Source organism: Flavobacterium sp. UBA7682, assembly GCF_002482945.1.
Lineage (GTDB): Bacteria > Bacteroidota > Bacteroidia > Flavobacteriales > Flavobacteriaceae > Flavobacterium.
The window spans coordinates 13760-28953 of the sequence record NZ_DLGY01000036.1 but is presented as its reverse complement, the minus strand read 5'-3'; the positions used below and the strand labels follow the sequence as shown (position 1 = coordinate 28953).

17 protein-coding genes are annotated in these 15194 nt (G+C 36.4%); 7 read left to right on the top strand and 10 right to left on the bottom strand.

The genetic code is table 11. The annotated features are described in order from the left end of the window. Positions 1-36 precede the first annotated feature (36 nt). Positions 37-984, top strand: a complete 948-nt coding sequence (trxB, locus tag B3C16_RS10160) for a thioredoxin-disulfide reductase (RefSeq protein WP_291131361.1) — start codon at positions 37-39, stop codon at positions 982-984. A gap of 34 nt (positions 985-1018) precedes the next feature. On the opposite strand, the gene B3C16_RS10155 is transcribed toward trxB, so the two are convergent. Together B3C16_RS10155 and B3C16_RS10150 are read right to left on the bottom strand one after the other, a co-directional pair. Beyond that, on the bottom strand, positions 1019-2062 hold the full coding sequence (locus B3C16_RS10155) for a M28 family peptidase (RefSeq protein ID WP_291131359.1): 1044 nt from the start codon (positions 2060-2062) through the stop codon (positions 1019-1021). 2 nt (positions 2063-2064) lie between these two features. Beyond that, positions 2065-3165 carry a DUF3667 domain-containing protein gene (locus tag B3C16_RS10150; RefSeq protein ID WP_291131357.1) on the bottom strand — a complete coding sequence of 367 codons (1101 nt, stop codon included), beginning with the start codon at positions 3163-3165 and terminating at the stop codon, positions 2065-2067. 71 nt (positions 3166-3236) lie between these two features. Here B3C16_RS10150 and B3C16_RS10145 point away from each other — a divergent pair, with 71 nt between their 5' ends. Both B3C16_RS10145 and B3C16_RS10140 read left to right on the top strand, forming a co-directional pair. Then, the gene (locus B3C16_RS10145; RefSeq protein ID WP_121313277.1) at positions 3237-3692 is read left to right on the top strand and encodes a DUF1801 domain-containing protein; all 456 of its coding nucleotides are present in this window, start codon (positions 3237-3239) and stop codon (positions 3690-3692) included. Positions 3693-3695: 3 nt separating this feature from the next. Further along, positions 3696-4193 (top strand): GNAT family N-acetyltransferase, encoded by a 498-nt coding sequence (locus tag B3C16_RS10140; RefSeq protein ID WP_291131355.1) that lies wholly within the window; start codon positions 3696-3698, stop codon positions 4191-4193. 33 nt (positions 4194-4226) lie between these two features. Here the strand turns inward: B3C16_RS10140 and B3C16_RS10135 are convergent, their stop codons facing one another. Both B3C16_RS10135 and B3C16_RS10130 read right to left on the bottom strand, forming a co-directional pair. After that, positions 4227-4766, bottom strand: a complete 540-nt coding sequence (locus B3C16_RS10135; RefSeq protein ID WP_121313281.1) for a YceI family protein — start codon at positions 4764-4766, stop codon at positions 4227-4229. 9 nt (positions 4767-4775) lie between these two features. Next, positions 4776-5144: a hypothetical protein gene (locus tag B3C16_RS10130; RefSeq protein ID WP_291131352.1), complete on the bottom strand. Its 369-nt coding sequence runs from the start codon at positions 5142-5144 to the stop codon at positions 4776-4778. Positions 5145-5221: 77 nt separating this feature from the next. Between B3C16_RS10130 and B3C16_RS10125 the strand changes: the two genes are divergently transcribed. Both B3C16_RS10125 and B3C16_RS10120 read left to right on the top strand, forming a co-directional pair. Continuing rightward, positions 5222-5611 (top strand): OB-fold protein, encoded by a 390-nt coding sequence (locus tag B3C16_RS10125; RefSeq protein ID WP_291131350.1) that lies wholly within the window; start codon positions 5222-5224, stop codon positions 5609-5611. Positions 5612-5664: 53 nt separating this feature from the next. Next, on the top strand, positions 5665-6504 hold the full coding sequence (locus B3C16_RS10120; RefSeq protein WP_291131348.1) for a DUF5777 family beta-barrel protein: 840 nt from the start codon (positions 5665-5667) through the stop codon (positions 6502-6504). A gap of 80 nt (positions 6505-6584) precedes the next feature. Here B3C16_RS10120 and B3C16_RS10115 read toward each other — a convergent pair whose 3' ends face one another. From B3C16_RS10115 to rmuC, 4 genes are all read right to left on the bottom strand, one after another. Continuing rightward, a complete protein-coding gene (locus B3C16_RS10115) occupies positions 6585-9038 on the bottom strand; it encodes an FG-GAP-like repeat-containing protein (RefSeq protein ID WP_291131346.1) in 2454 nt (817 codons plus the stop codon). A gap of 35 nt (positions 9039-9073) precedes the next feature. After that, a complete protein-coding gene (locus B3C16_RS10110) occupies positions 9074-10198 on the bottom strand; it encodes a hypothetical protein (protein WP_121313291.1) in 1125 nt (374 codons plus the stop codon). A gap of 111 nt (positions 10199-10309) precedes the next feature. After that, complete coding sequence (locus B3C16_RS10105) at positions 10310-10858, bottom strand: acyl-CoA thioesterase (RefSeq protein ID WP_291131344.1); 549 nt, start codon at positions 10856-10858, stop codon at positions 10310-10312. Then, on the bottom strand, positions 10851-12173 hold the full coding sequence (gene rmuC / locus B3C16_RS10100; protein WP_291131342.1) for a DNA recombination protein RmuC: 1323 nt from the start codon (positions 12171-12173) through the stop codon (positions 10851-10853). Before rmuC ends, B3C16_RS10105 begins: the two co-directional genes overlap by 8 nt. Before the next feature lie 85 nt (positions 12174-12258). Here rmuC and B3C16_RS10095 point away from each other — a divergent pair, with 85 nt between their 5' ends. Then, a complete protein-coding gene (locus tag B3C16_RS10095) occupies positions 12259-12822 on the top strand; it encodes a pseudouridine synthase (RefSeq protein ID WP_291131562.1) in 564 nt (187 codons plus the stop codon). Between the two features lie 35 nt (positions 12823-12857). After that, positions 12858-13316 carry a tRNA (cytidine(34)-2'-O)-methyltransferase gene (locus tag B3C16_RS10090; RefSeq protein WP_291131340.1) on the top strand — a complete coding sequence of 153 codons (459 nt, stop codon included), beginning with the start codon at positions 12858-12860 and terminating at the stop codon, positions 13314-13316. A gap of 40 nt (positions 13317-13356) precedes the next feature. Here B3C16_RS10090 and B3C16_RS10085 read toward each other — a convergent pair whose 3' ends face one another. Continuing rightward, a complete protein-coding gene (locus B3C16_RS10085; protein ID WP_291131338.1) occupies positions 13357-14142 on the bottom strand; it encodes an ABC transporter ATP-binding protein in 786 nt (261 codons plus the stop codon). Continuing rightward, a complete protein-coding gene (locus tag B3C16_RS10080; RefSeq protein WP_121313301.1) occupies positions 14143-15171 on the bottom strand; it encodes an iron ABC transporter permease in 1029 nt (342 codons plus the stop codon). Positions 15172-15194 lie beyond the last annotated feature (23 nt).

Sequence of the window (15194 nt, the reverse complement as noted above, 5' to 3'; positions counted from 1 at the left end):
TTGAGTTACCTTTGCAAACGAAATAAAACATAAATCATGTCAGATACTATAGAAAAAATTAAATGCCTTATAATTGGTTCAGGTCCTGCGGGCTATACCGCCGCTATTTATGCCGCCAGAGCTAATATGAATCCGGTGCTTTACCAAGGAACACAACCTGGTGGACAATTAACCACCACCAATGAAGTAGAAAATTTTCCGGGTTATCCTGATGGGGTAACCGGTCCGGAAATGATGGTACAATTGCAAGAACAAGCCAAACGTTTCGGAACTGACGTTCGTGACGGTTGGGCCACCAAAGTTGATTTTTCGGGACCAATTCACAAAGTGTGGATTAACGATACCATTGAACTACACGCTGAAACGGTAATTATTTCTACCGGAGCTTCGGCTAAATATTTAGGATTGCCTTCTGAACAACATTATTTACAAACCGGTGGCGGTGTTTCTGCTTGTGCGGTTTGTGACGGGTTCTTTTACAGAAACCAAGAGGTAGTGATTGTTGGAGCCGGAGATTCGGCTTGTGAGGAAGCGCATTATTTATCAAAACTTTGTAAAAAAGTAACCATGTTGGTTAGAAGTGAGAAATTCAGAGCTTCAAAAATCATGGAAGAAAGAGTACGCAAAACAGAAAATATTACGATATTAATGAACCACGATACCGTTGAGGTGATTGGTGACGGCCAAGTGGTAAATGAAGTAAAAGCATTAAACAAAACAACAGGTGAAGAAATTACGATTCCGGCAACCGGTTTCTTTGTAGCCATTGGTCACAAACCCAATACAGACATTTTTGCCGATTACATTACGTTGGACGAAACCGGTTATATCATTAATGTTCCTGGAACTTCTAAAACCAATGTTGCTGGTGTTTTTGTAGCCGGTGATGCTGCCGATCATGTGTATCGTCAAGCGATTACTGCTGCTGGAACAGGTTGTATGGCAGCTTTAGATGCTGAAAGATATTTGGCAGCTTTAGACTAAATTTTCAAAAAAGTCTTTTAAGACCGACTAATTGTTACTCTTTTTTGTCTACAATTAGTCGGTCTTTTCTATTGGCAATTTCCCAAGCAATAGCAAAAGCATATTGGGTGCGTTTGGTTAGTGCATCAAACTCTATTTTACTGACTTCATCTGAGGCTTTGTGGTAATCGGCATGTGTACCGTTAAAAAGGAATACTGATGGAATTCCGTTTTTGGCAAAATTGTAATGATCAGAACGATAATAAAAACGGTTGGGGTCTTTTTTATCGTTGTATTTATAGTCTAAGTCAAGTTTGGTATATTCTTTATTCACGCTTTCGCAAATGTTGTACAGGTCAGTCGATAAATAATCGGAACCAATTACATAAATATAATTGTTACTGTCTTTGTGCAAATCATCGCGGCGACCAATCATATCAATATTAACATCGGCAACCGTATTGATCAAAGGGAATAAAGGATTCTCAGCATAATAGCGCGAACCGTGTAAACCATGTTCTTCACCGGTTACATGCAAGATTAAAATGGAGCGCTTTGGACCATGACCTTCATTTTTGGCTTTTTGAAAAGCAACGGCCATTTCCATTAAAGCAACAGTTCCCGAACCGTCATCATCGGCACCATTGTAAACTTCTCCGTTTTTAACGCCAACGTGGTCGTAATGGGCCGAAACTACCACAATTTCTTCCGGCTTTTCGGAACCTTCTATGAAAGCCCAAATATTCTCCGAATCGGGTAAGTTTTCATTTCGTTTCGCATTCAAAAAGGCAGCGGGAACGGTTTGGTAATAATCTTTAGCGCCTTTTGGAAAAGATACGCCGTGTTTCTTGTAAAAATCAATCATGAATTTTCCGGCCTTTTTTTGTCCGGCACTACCGGTTTCACGACCTTCGGTTTCGTCGGAAGCGATGTAAGTTAAATTAGTGCGTAAACTTTCGGTTGAAATAGTATTAATATAAGTTCCGAGACCCAAATTAATTTTAGTTTCCGAAGCTTTTTTTACAGTTTCTTTTTGAACGTTGCAACCTATAAAGAAGGCAACAATCAATAGTGATGAGAGCATTATTTTTTTTGTCATAATTAATGAATGTTAATAAACGAATAGAAAAAAAGCCCAACTAATATAAAGGTTAGGATAATCATATTGATAAAGAACATCAAGATACCTTTGATAATTGTTTTTATCCTACTTTGCTCGTAAAAACGATGGTGCGCCGGAAAAAAATAATAAAGCATATAAACAACGATGATGGCGTCAATGATGTAAATGAAACCGTTAGCAATCGAATTATCTCCCATCAATCCAATAAAGAAATTAAATAATTCGAGAATTAAGGAAGCCAATAACAAAAAGGAAAAATAATGTAAAGTGAAAATACCATGGTCAAAATAATACCATCTTTTTTTATCTTGAAATAGCCAAAGTACGAAGGCAAATAAAGGCATATAAATGAATAATGCTTTTGGAATATTGTGGATAAATGATTCGGTTACTTTGTCATAAACTTCTTTTTGTGTTCTCCCTTTTTTGACCATCAAGATTTTTTTATTCACCCAATATTCAAAACCATTCAGTTTTTCGTCGGCTTTGCCAAATTTTTGAATGGAATCTAAATGCTCCACAGATCGGTAACCGAAATTCATATAATCACTACCGTCAGTTGGCGCTTTTTTGTCATCAATAGTTTTTTGGAGTGTATCGGCAACTTTTTTATCGATATAGCCATTTTTTTCCATATCGGCTATCCATTTCTTTTTTTCAAGGTTGTCTTTCGCTTTGTTAATCGAATCTGCTTCAGTAACGATTATTTGCTCCATCGGCTTGGCTTGATTCTCATTGACCTTAACAGTTTCATCGCTCGGACTATCTGGAATAACAGAAAAAAGAAAGAAAGTCACAAAACTGATAAAAATGTACAGCCGAATAGGCGCAAGATATGACATTCGCTTACCTGAAAGGTATTCTTTGGTTAACGACGAAGGCTTAAACATTAGGTTCCTGATGGTTTTCCAAAAGGAGTTTTCGTAATGGGTTAGGTCTTCAAAAAAATGCACAAACAGTTGTACAAAAGTTTTACGGGTATCGGTGTTTTCCTGACCACAATTGGGACAAAATTTATTTTCAACAACGTAACGGCAATTCAAGCACGTTTTGTCTTTTCTGAGTTCACTTTTGGACATCGCTTTGTAATAAAAATCAATACGTAAATCTATAAAATTATTTCTATTTTTGAGAAACAAAATATACAACCATGCAATCAAAAGCGCTAACTGTGGAGGAATACATTAATGAGTTGCCTTCAGACCGAAAAGAAGTGATTCAAAAACTCCGAAAAACAATTATAGAAAATCTTCCCAAAGGCTTTGAAGAAATGATGGGTTATGGGATGATGGGTTACTCAGTTCCACATTCTATTTACCCGAATGGCTATCATTGTAATCCAAAAGATCCGTTGCCATTTATGGGTATGGCTTCGCAAAAAAACTTTGTGGCTTTTTACCATATGGGTATTTATGCGGATAAAAATTTGTACGATTGGTTTGTGGCGGAATACACTCAGCGTTGTAAATACAAACTCGATATGGGAAAAAGTTGTGTGCGTTTCAAAAAGTTTGATGACATTCCGTATGATTTAATAGCCGAATTAACCCAGAAAATTTCTGTCGAGGATTGGATTAAAACCTACGAATCTGCGTTTAAAAAATAATCAATGATAGTTATTGAAAACAATTCGGATTCTAATTTTACTGATGTCAGAGCGATTGCCAATGAAGTTTGGCCCAAAACATATGGTTCAATTTTAAGCCAAGCCCAACTTGATTATATGATGAATATGATGTACAGTATTGAAGCTTTGCAATGGCAGGCGAATGAAAAACAACATCATTTTATTGTAGCCAAAGAGAATAACATTTCAGTTGGATTTGCTTCTTATGAGTTTGATTACAATAGAACAAAAAAGACTAAGATTCACAAAATTTATGTTTTGTCAACCCAACAAGGGAAAGGCACAGGTAAAGTTTTATTGGATTATATTGCTGATGAAGCTAAGAGTCAAAATAACACCGCGGTATTTTTAAATGTCAACAAATACAATTCGGCGCAACATTTTTATAAGAAGTTGGGCTTTGACATTATTGAAGAAGAAGTAATCGATATTGGTAGCGGTTATGTAATGGATGATTTTGTGATGGAAAAAGAAATATAAAAAAAAATCTCCTGATGATTCAGGAGATTTTTTTTATTTAAGAGTAACATCTAAAGTTACGGCTACTTTTTTGGTGAGTTTTTTACTGACAACACTCGGAATTTCAATACCGTAATCATCAGTGTTTACAGAGAAATTAGAATCTATTTCTACACCGGCATCGGTTTTTTTAATTTTGGCGGTGACAACAATGTCTTTTGATTTACCGTGTAGTTCGAGTTTTCCTTTGATGGTATATTCTTTGGCGGTTGCGGTAAGTTTGCTCAAATCAAAGTTATCTATTTTTCCTTTAAAAGTTGATTTTGGGAATTTATCGCTTTCCACATAGTTTTCGTTGAAATGTTCTTCCATCAAAGCTACTTTAAAGCGAAATCCTTTCATCAAAGCCAAGCTGGCAATTTCTCCCGTTTCCGTATTTAAAATACAAGTAACGGCCTCGTTTTTAGCTTTTACTTCTTCAAATGCAGGTACTGAAGCTTCAAAAGTAATTTTTCCGGTTTTGGTTACCAGTTTAGTTTGGGCAAAATTTTGTGCCGTAACTAACAACAATCCATAAAACAATATTTTTTTCATAATCATAATTTATTCGATTAAACCTTGATTGGCCCATGCTTGAACCTGGTCGATTACTGGTTGTGGTAAACGGGTTCCACCGTTAGGCATCATTCCCGGTTCGCCTTGCGCTCTTGATATTCGGTTTAACAATCCTCGGTTAAGAACCGCTTGTTTAACATTCTCGTATGTTGTTAAAGACATTGGTGCTCCGTTTACCGGTGTTGCGGCATGACACATGATACAGTTGTTGTCAATTATACTTTTTACGGTATTAGTATAAGTCACTTCATCAAGTTCGTCTATGTCTGATAAATCAGCCGATGAATCGTTAGTGCAACTACTGACAAGAACTGTGCCGAGGAATAAAAAGGAAATTAAGATGGTGTTCTTTTTCATGATTTTAATTTTTTTGAATAAATTTAATAAATAAAATGACTTAAGTTTACCTATTGATACTATAAATTAACGTTATTATGAAGAAAAAGGTTTTTATTTTAGGACTTATTTTAATTGTGGTTGGATTTGGGGTTTATAAATACATTTATCAAGACCATAGAGATATTGCAACAGAAGAAGCCAATTATTCGGCTACAGTGAAAGAAGTTTTTAATGCTTTTACCACCAATGATAGTTTGGCTAATACCAAATATTTAGACAAGACTTTAGCCTTAAGAGGAAAGATATCAAATATCGATTTTGATAATAAAATTATTACGGTTGATGAAAAGTTATCAGCCCGATTTACCACAACGCTTCCAGAAAATATTAAACTTCAGGATTCAATCAATTTAAAAGGAAGATTGGTAGGTTTTGATGATTTACTGGAAGAGATTCAAATGGACCAATGTACCATAGTAAAATAGGATTCACCAAAGTTTAAAAAAAATTGTTGTATTTAATAAATAGAAATTTAGTTATGAAAAAAGTACTGTTATTGTTATTGCTTCCTTTGGGAATGTTTGCCCAAGATGATTTGTTGAGTGAAATAGACACCGCTGCTGCCGGAAAAAGCAAAGTAGAATCAGCTTTCAAAGCATTGAAAATTGTCAATTTAGAATCTACTAAATTGGCTGCTAAAGGCGATTTGTATTTTATAGTGGCACACCGATTCGGTTCGGTTAAAGACGGTTTTGAAGGTTTCTACGGATTAGATCAAGCGGTAACCCAATTGAAATTTGTTTACGGCCTAAATGATTGGTTAACGATTAGTGGTGCCAGAAGTGAAATTGCGTATGATTTTTCAAGTAAGTTCTTACTCAAATCCCAAGAGACGAATGGTTTTCCGGTGGCTATTGCCGGTTTTACCAGTTTGGCGATTAACAACACTTTAAAGGAAAGTCTTTATCCGGAAATGAAATTTGACAATCGATTGGTTTATGTGACCCAACTTTTGGTGTCCAGAAAGTTTAGTAATAGTTTGTCTTTACAATTATCTCCAACTTATTTCCATGAAAATTTTGTGATTGATAACAATCAAGATAACAGTCAGTATGCCATCGGAATGGGCGGAAGGTATAAGTTTGCGAAGCGTTGGTCTGTCAATGTTGATTATGCAGCGCATTTAAACCGTTCGAGCACTTCGCAGTTTCGTGACCCGCTTTCTATCGGTGTTGATTTAGAAACCGGTGGGCATGTTTTTCAAATGCATTTCAGCAGTTCACAAGGTATGCATGAATCAGGTTTCTTAGGAAATTCAACCGGAGATTGGGGCAAAGGTGATGTGTTCTTCGGATTCAATTTGTTGAGAGTGTTTTAAATGCTTAAAAAGGTATAAATAAAAAGTCCTCTTGTTGTTGAACAAGAGGACTTTTTTTATGGATTAAAGAAAGAGTTGTTTTATTCTTTAACGAATTTTTGAGAATAATCTTTTCCTTGTGTGTCTCTTAGCATTAAGATGTAAGTTCCGGTAGCTAAATGGTCAACAACAATGCTTTGATTTTGAACAGCACTTTCTTGTACCATTCTTCCATTTAAATCATAAATCTGTGCCAATTTAAACTCTACAGGGTTAGCAGTGTTAATTGAAATATTAATGATGCTTTTAACCGGGTTTGGATAAACGGTAAATACAGAAGTTTCAAAAGCATTGGTTGCAAGAGTTGCACCTTCTACCACTAATAATGCTTGGTTTGGAGCGACATTGTTGAAAGTATCTACAATACCTGATGGCCATCTTACGATTACTTGGTTGATTGTACTAGCAGTACCTAAGCCGAAATGAGCGTTTAAAGTACTCATGTATCTGAATCCTTCTCCGCTGCGAACGTCTCTGATTTGTTTTCCCCATGGGCCATAAATTTCAACACGAGCACCAATTCCGTTGCGGTTACTTTGTATTCCTTGGAAGTTTACTTTTAACCAATTATTGCCGTTTGGCACTGCGTAACGAATTGTAGTTCCATTTTGGAAATCAATGAAACCATCGTTATTTAAATCCCCAACAGCTCCAACACTGATTCCGTTATAGTTAACCGGAGCAAAAACATTGTTTCCTTGGTTGAACATGATTTTACCACCACCACCAAGAACATCAACACGACCGTCATTGTCAAAATCATAAGCGATGTTATCTATGTTGGTTGAGGTATTTGTATCCCATCCTGAACCAGCAGTGATATTGGTAAAAGCTCCTATAACGCCACCGTTTGATTCAAGGTTATTTCTGAAAAATCTGTGTGTTCCTGCACTTGCAGTAATAATTACATCCATATCACCATCATTGTCAAAATCGGCTATTGCAGAGGACCACGTTTGGATTGGCGTAACATTAATTTGTGCCAAAGCTGAAACATCAGTAAAAACACCATTGCCATCATTTCTGTGCATTTCACATGGAGGACCTGAGCATTTTGAAATGAACATATCTGAATCACCATCATTATCAAAATCAGTCCATAAAGAAGCATAATTTCCACCGCTAGGCGTAATTCCTAACATATATGCACCACTTGTGCCTGATTGGTAATATTGCATGTTAGCACTACCGTCGTTAATATAGTAAACGTTTGGCGCCACATCGTGACAAGAAAAAGCATCTAAATTTCCGTCATTATTGATGTCAACAAAATTGGTTCTTTGACAGAAAATATAATCAGATGGATTGATGTTAGTGTAAGCAGTTCCGGTATTGTTAGATCTCCAAAAAGTCAAACCACCGCCACTTCCAAGAAGTAAATCATTGTATCCGTCTTTGTTATAATCGCCGGCAGCCATACTCCAATAAGGCATATCACTTGTTCCTGTTATTGGAAAGTCAGTGGTAGTAAAAGTGCCTCCATTCCCTTGAAAATGTACTCTCATGTTATTGTCACTAACTCCTACAAGATCATCTTTGTAATCACCATTCATGTCAACAATACAATTATTGAAACCGCTGTTCAATGACGCAAGATTTTGAGTAGTATAATTTACCGGAACTATGATTGGCACCTCAGTGATTGTAAAGTTAAAACCATTGTTACTCCAACGGTTATCCCATACTATATAGTATGTTGAACCTGCTGCTACATCAAATGTTTTAGTGGATAAGTTAGAATTAGTATTGCCAAAATTACAAGTAATAACACCTGAATTATCATCACTAGTCAGACAAGTTAATCCCGAGGTACAATTTCCTGTATAAACACTAAAGAAAGTATCTTTACAGATATTTTCAGCTAAATCAGAAGAAACAGTAACACTTGCATTCACGGTTGGTGTGTAAGAATACCACTTAGATAAAGCCGCAGAAGAACATGATGTGTTGATGTTGATTTGGTCAATTGCACTAACCGTCGTTGGACCAGCACTAACTGCTACAGCCGAATTGCAAGGGTTGTATCCGGCAGGGATTTCAGATACTTGAAAGTTAAATCCCGTTGAAGCATATCGGTTATCCCATACAATATAGTAGGTAGTTCCTGCGATAGCATTGAATGTTATTTTCGAGAGATAAGAATTGTTGTTTCCCGAATTACAGGTGATTACACCGTCGTCGTCGTCAGCGTCTACACAAGTCATAACTGTACAGTTTCCGCTGTAGATTCTTAATCTGGTATCTTTACAGATGTTTTCGATCAAATCTGATGTTACGGTTACGGTGTAGTTCTGTGTCGGTGTATAAGAATACCATTCAGCTGCTGTTGTATTAGCATTTGAAAACGAACATGCTACAGTTGGTAACTGTGTTCCGTTTATTGTACTGATAATATGTGTTCCGGCAGTAATTGGCAGTGCCGTGGCACAATTGTCTTGTGCGAAAGACAAATTACCGACAAAAAGCAAGATAAAAAATAGGGTAATTTTTTTCATTATTAAAGGTTGGTTTAAATTGTTTGTTTTTATTTTTACGGACAACTTTGTAAAGAGTTTATCCATTCTTCTATTAGTAAAATACCTTCATCATGAATTAAAGTTCGTCCATGAAGTGGCATTCTGAATGCTTCATTGGTAGTATTCACCCGGTGAAATAACATTGATTGATCTATTTTCCCTGGTGTAACTAAATTGCTAAGATCCGGATTGAAATCCTGCATATCTTCTGTAGGAACACAAACACCCATATTGGTTAGTCCGTTAGTGCCACCGGTTTCTCCAAACGCTAAGCGTAAAGGTCTGTAATCACAATGCCCTTGCTCTTTGTGACAATGAGCACAATTGATATCAAAATAAGAACGAACTCTTGATGCCAAAGGTTTTGAAGTATCGTTATAATTAATCGTTGTATTTTCTGGTGTTGGTAAAGTAAAATTGTTTTCTAAATAACCTTGCTCAATCCATTTGGTCAATTGATTTTGTGAAGTACCTCCGTAATTAAAGTTGAAATTTAAATTCTGGGGTTTAATTCCAATAGGAATGTATCGGGTTACTTCGCTACCGTTAACTTCTTCTTTGAATTTATGACATACGATACATTGTACTTCTGATGGAATTCTGTAATTAACATCTTTAGTGATGTTATTGTCGTCCTTGAAAGTAATTTGTTTGTAACTTCCTGCCAAATCTAAAGTGGCTTCAGTTTGTTCGTCATTCCAAACATAATCAGCAAAAATCCATCCGGTATCTTTTCGAATCATGATTCGGGTTTCAATGATCATTTCTGTATTTCCGGGTTGTACTTTGTCGTAATAAAAAGTTTTGATCAAAACAGAGCCTACAGGCATGTTTAGAATTTTGCCATCACCTTCAAAAGTGGCTTTGGCACCAGGCGGCATCCATACAAATCGCTTTTTATGAGCATAATCGCTAAAAAGAACGCTTGCAGGCTCATAAGGAATAACATTTAATGAAGGGATTTGGTCTTTCAAGTCGCCTTCAAAAAAATGGTAATCTGATAGCTTAGGATAAGGAACTTGAGTCAAATCAACCACAACAGGAGATACCGGAGTATATTCATCATCGTTGTCTGAACAAGAATAAAAAATCGTAACGGCTATTAGTAAAACGGAAGCTAGTAGGTAATATTTTTTCATAAGTTTTTTAAAATGCAACCCAAAAATAATAAAAAAAATATAATATCCTATCAATTACATAATTAGTATTAGGTTTTTTTAAAATTTTATAAGAATACCTTAAGTTTTGCGCTAAAACCCTGCTAATTTTACATGATAATTCTTTAGTTTTTCTATAGCAGTATCCGACTTATAATCGAAAACTTCTTCATGTAAATTTTTATCTTTTTTTAGGGCAATATGTTTAATGCAATTACAAAACCTTCTGATTTCTTCATCGTTGGATAAAATCAATCCCGGAACAGGTGTATTATTGCCATTTTCATCTTTGGCGACCATGGTAAAGTAACTCGAATTACAGTGTTTTATTGCACCTGATTCGATGTTTTCTGCTTCAACTCGGATACCAACAATCATGGAGCTTTTGCCAACATAATTAACGCTGGCTTTCATGGTTACCAATTCGCCGACTTCAATCGGATTCAAAAAATCAACCGTGTCGACCGAAGCCGTCACGCAATAATGACCGGAGAATTTAGAAGCACAGGCAAAAGCAATTTGATCTAGCAAAGACAAGATATAACCACCGTGAATTTTACCACTAAAATTGGTGTGTGAAGGCAACATCAATTCAGCTATCGTAATCTTGGAAGTGTCTACACTTTTATAATTCTCATTCATCTTTTTCAGCTCTGGTTAGGATATTTTCGGGTAAAGCTTTCTTGGCTTTGGCACCCATTTTTTTCAATTTTTCAACGCTGGTCACTAAGTTTCCTTTTCCTTCAACTAGCTTATTCATCGCACCTTGATACTCGACTTTGGCTTCGTCCATTTTCTTTCCGATTTTCACCAAATCGCCCACAAAACCTTCAAACTTGTCATACAAAGCTCCGGCTTGTCTTGCAATTTCCAAAGCATTTTCTTGTTGCTTTTGGTTGGTCCACATGCTGTCAATTGTGCGTAAGGTTGCCAATAGCGTAGAAGGCGTAACAATCACAATATTCTTCTCAAAAGCTTTGTTGTACAGTGAAGTATCTTCATTCAATGCCAAGGCAAACGCAGATTCAATCGGAATAAAAAGCAATACAAAGTCCGGACTTTCCATTTGGTACAAATCCTGATAATTCTTCTCACTCAATTGGTCGACATGGCGTTTCAATGCCATAACATGTTCTTTTAAATATTGAGCTTTTACAGTATCGTCTTCTTCATTGATATAACGTTCATAAGCGGTCAAAGTTACTTTTGAATCGACGACCATTTTCTTGCCATCAGGCAAATTAATCACGACGTCAGGGAAAACGCGATTGCCTTCTTCGGTAGTAAAACTTTGCTGTACTTCATATTCACGACCTTTTTCCAAGCCCGATTTTTCTAGTACTCTTTCTAAAATCAATTCGCCCCAATTGCCTTGCATTTTACTGTCGCCTTTCAAGGCTTTGGTTAGGTTCAAAGTTTCTTTGCTCATCTGCTCGTTCATTTCGCGCAAGCCTAATATTTGTTGGCGTAACGCAGCATGATAGTCGATACTTTCTTTGTGCGTGTCTTCCACTTTCTTTTCAAAAAGCTGGATTTTATCTTGTAAAGGCGTTAAAATATTTTTGAGGTTTTCTTTGTTTTGCTCGGTAAATTTCGTGGTTTTTTCCTCTAAAATTTTGTTGGCCAAATTTTCAAATTCTTTGGTAAATTTTTCCTGTAGTTTTTCAACCTCGTCTTTTTGCTCTTTGTTGCGTTCCCAAAGATTCTCAAAATCGGTTTCTTTTTTGGACAATTGAATCGCCAACGCCTCTTTTTCGGTGCGAATGTTTTCGCGCTCCTGAACCGTTTGGTTGACTTGATTTTTCAGTTGCTCAATTTGTTGAAATAAACCATTGATTTTTTCTTCCAACGAAGCTTTATCCGATTGTGATTTGGCGGCGAAAAGTGTTTTGCCCAAGAAAATTCCAATGGCTAAGGCGATGATAAAAGCAAGGATGATAAATAGAGATTCTGACATTATAAAGAATATGTTTTTTGGTAAAAATAAGGATAAAATCGAAATGGTGGAATTGAAAAATGTATTTTTGTTCCAAATAAAACCAATGCACCAACACTTCCTAATCCACAAGCCACACGGTTATTTGAGCCAATTCATTTATGAGAAAAAGCGACACAAAAAGTTGCTCGGCGAACTCTATAATTTCCCCGAAGGCACCATGGCCATCGGGCGTTTGGATGAAGATTCGGAAGGTTTGCTTTTATTGACTACAGATGGAATGATGAGTGAAATCGTGAGAAGCCAAACCATCGAAAAAGAATATTATGCCCAAGTTGATGGCATCATTACGCAAGAAGCGGTTGAACAATTAAAAAATGGAGTAGAAATCGGTTTTAAAGGCATTCGTTATACGACTAAAAATTGCGAAGCCAAACTCCTAAACAAGTTACCCGATTCCATAGGCGACGGCAGGAGAATTCGAGAGGAACGTCATGGACCAACCAGTTGGGTTTCGATAACGCTAACCGAAGGCAAATTCCGTCAAGTTCGAAAAATGACTGCTGCCGTTGGATTTCCGACTTTAAGATTGGTGAGAATTCGCGTCGGGAATATATCTTTGCAACTCAAAGCCGGAGAAGTTTTAGAAGTCGATAAATTCAACCTCTAACAATCTAAGAAGTCTAATAATCTAACAATCTGAAAATGCTTAACATCGTTTTAGTCGAACCCGAAATCCCAAACAACACCGGAAATATTGGTCGTTTATGTGTTGGAACTGAAAACCGCTTGCATTTAATTAAGCCTTATGGTTTTGAGATTACCGATAAAAACTTAAAGCGTTCCGGTTTGGATTATTGGGTACATTTAGAAGTCAAAGAATATCCAAATGTAAACGAATGGATAGCACAAATTCCTGATAAATCAAGAGTTTTTTTGATGAGTTCTCATGCTACAAAATCGATCTACGAAGCCGAATTTCAGGAGGAAGATTGGTTGGTTTTTGGGAAAGAAAGTGTTGGTTTGAGTCAAGAAGTTTTAGCGCAATTCGAAAATCATTTGACCATTCCGATGTCGAATTTAATCCGCAGTTATAACATTGCCAATTCGGTGGCTTTTGTGGTTGGCGAAGCTAAAAGGCAATTATCAATTGATAATGGATAATTTACAATTAATAATGTTTTTGTGTTCATCGAAGTAATTGTCAATTAATAATAAACTTTCCTTTTTCACCGTCAAATGTGATAGAATCGTCTTTGAAAAGGGTATTGAAAATGCCTTTTGTAATCAAATTGCAAGGTTGGTCTTGAACCAAGTTTTCTTCCGTCATGACGATCATTTCATCACTTAATTGAATCGCTAAATCAATATCGTGTGTTGAAAATAAAATGCATTTACCGGTTTGCAGAGACAACTTTTTCAACAGTTTGAAAACCGAAACTTTGTGCAATAAATCCAAATGCGTCGTTGGTTCATCCAAAATAATCAGCGGCGTGTCTTGTGCCAATGCTCGTGCGATAAGTACAATTTGCAATTGACCGTCACTGATTTCATGGTGTTTTTTGGTTACCAAATGTTTGATGTGTGTCAATTCAATAGCTTGGTTGATTTTTTCATAATCTTCAGCTGAAAGATTTCCTAACCAATTCGTATAAGGTTGTCTTCCCAAAGCGATTAATTCGAAAACAGTCAGGTTGCTTGGCGGTAATTTCTCGGTCAGTACCAAACTTAAATTTTGTGCCAATTCCAAAGCCTGAAAATCAGTAATGTTTTTTTCGCGCAAGAGCACAGCACCTTTTAAAGGCTTTTGAATGCCGGTTAACGTTCGCAATAAAGTAGATTTTCCAATGCCATTAGCACCAACGAGTGAAATCAATTGTCCTTCAACCAAATTCAAATTTAAATTTTCGGCAATGACATGATTTTCTCTTTTGGCAGGATATCCAATGCTTAAACTGGTCGTTGATAATATGGTTTTATAGGAACTCATTTAGGTCATGCTTTTTTTTCTGACGATTAACCAAATAACCACCGGCGCACCAATAATTGAAGTAATGGCATTGATAGGTAAAGTAAAATCAAAGCCCGGCATTTGAGAAATCATATCACAAAATAACATAATAATAGCACCAATTAATATTGTGCTCCAAAATAAGGTTTTGTGATTACTGGTTTGAAAGATTAGTTTAGCCAAATGGGGAACGGCCAAGCCAACAAAAGCAATCGGACCGGCAAAAGCGGTAATACTTCCGGCTAAAATACTGGTGGCAAAAATGATGGTGTATCTGGATTTTTTTAGGTTTAAACCCATGCTTTTGGCGTAATTTTCTCCAAGCAATAAAGCGTCTAAAGCTTTTAAAGTCAGTAAACTCAATAGTAAACCCATGAATACCGATAGGCCTAATACGGTAATATTCTGCCAAGACAAATTGCCTATACTTCCCATCGACCAAAAAGTGTATTTCTGCAATTGTTCAGCCGTGCTGAAATAACTAAATACACTCACAATCGCACCGGTAAAACTGCTGAACATGAGTCCGACAATCAATATCGACATCGTATCGCGCAAGCGTTGGGAAACGATTAAAATCATTAGTAAAACCAATAAACTACCCAAACAGGAAGCCAAAATGATGCCGTATGACGATAATAAGAATTGTGAAAAAACGGCAGGCAAAAGTCCAGCGCCGAGAATTACAAAAGCAACGCCCAAACTGGAACCCGAACTTAAACCTAAAACATAAGGTCCGGCCAATGGATTTCTGAATAATGTTTGCATTAACAAACCACTAATCGAAAGTCCGATACCAACTAATGTTGCCGTAATTGCTTTGGGCAATCTAAAATTCATAATGATGTATTCCCAAGTTTCCTTTTCGGCTTGACCACCAAACAAGCTTCTGAAAACTTCTTTCACCGGAATTGCCACTTGACCAAAAGAAATGTTCAATAACAATGTCAATAACAATGTCAAGGATAAAAAGGTGAAGAGAAGGCTATTTTTTTTATTCGTTTTCAAATTGGTTTTAATCTGTATATCCG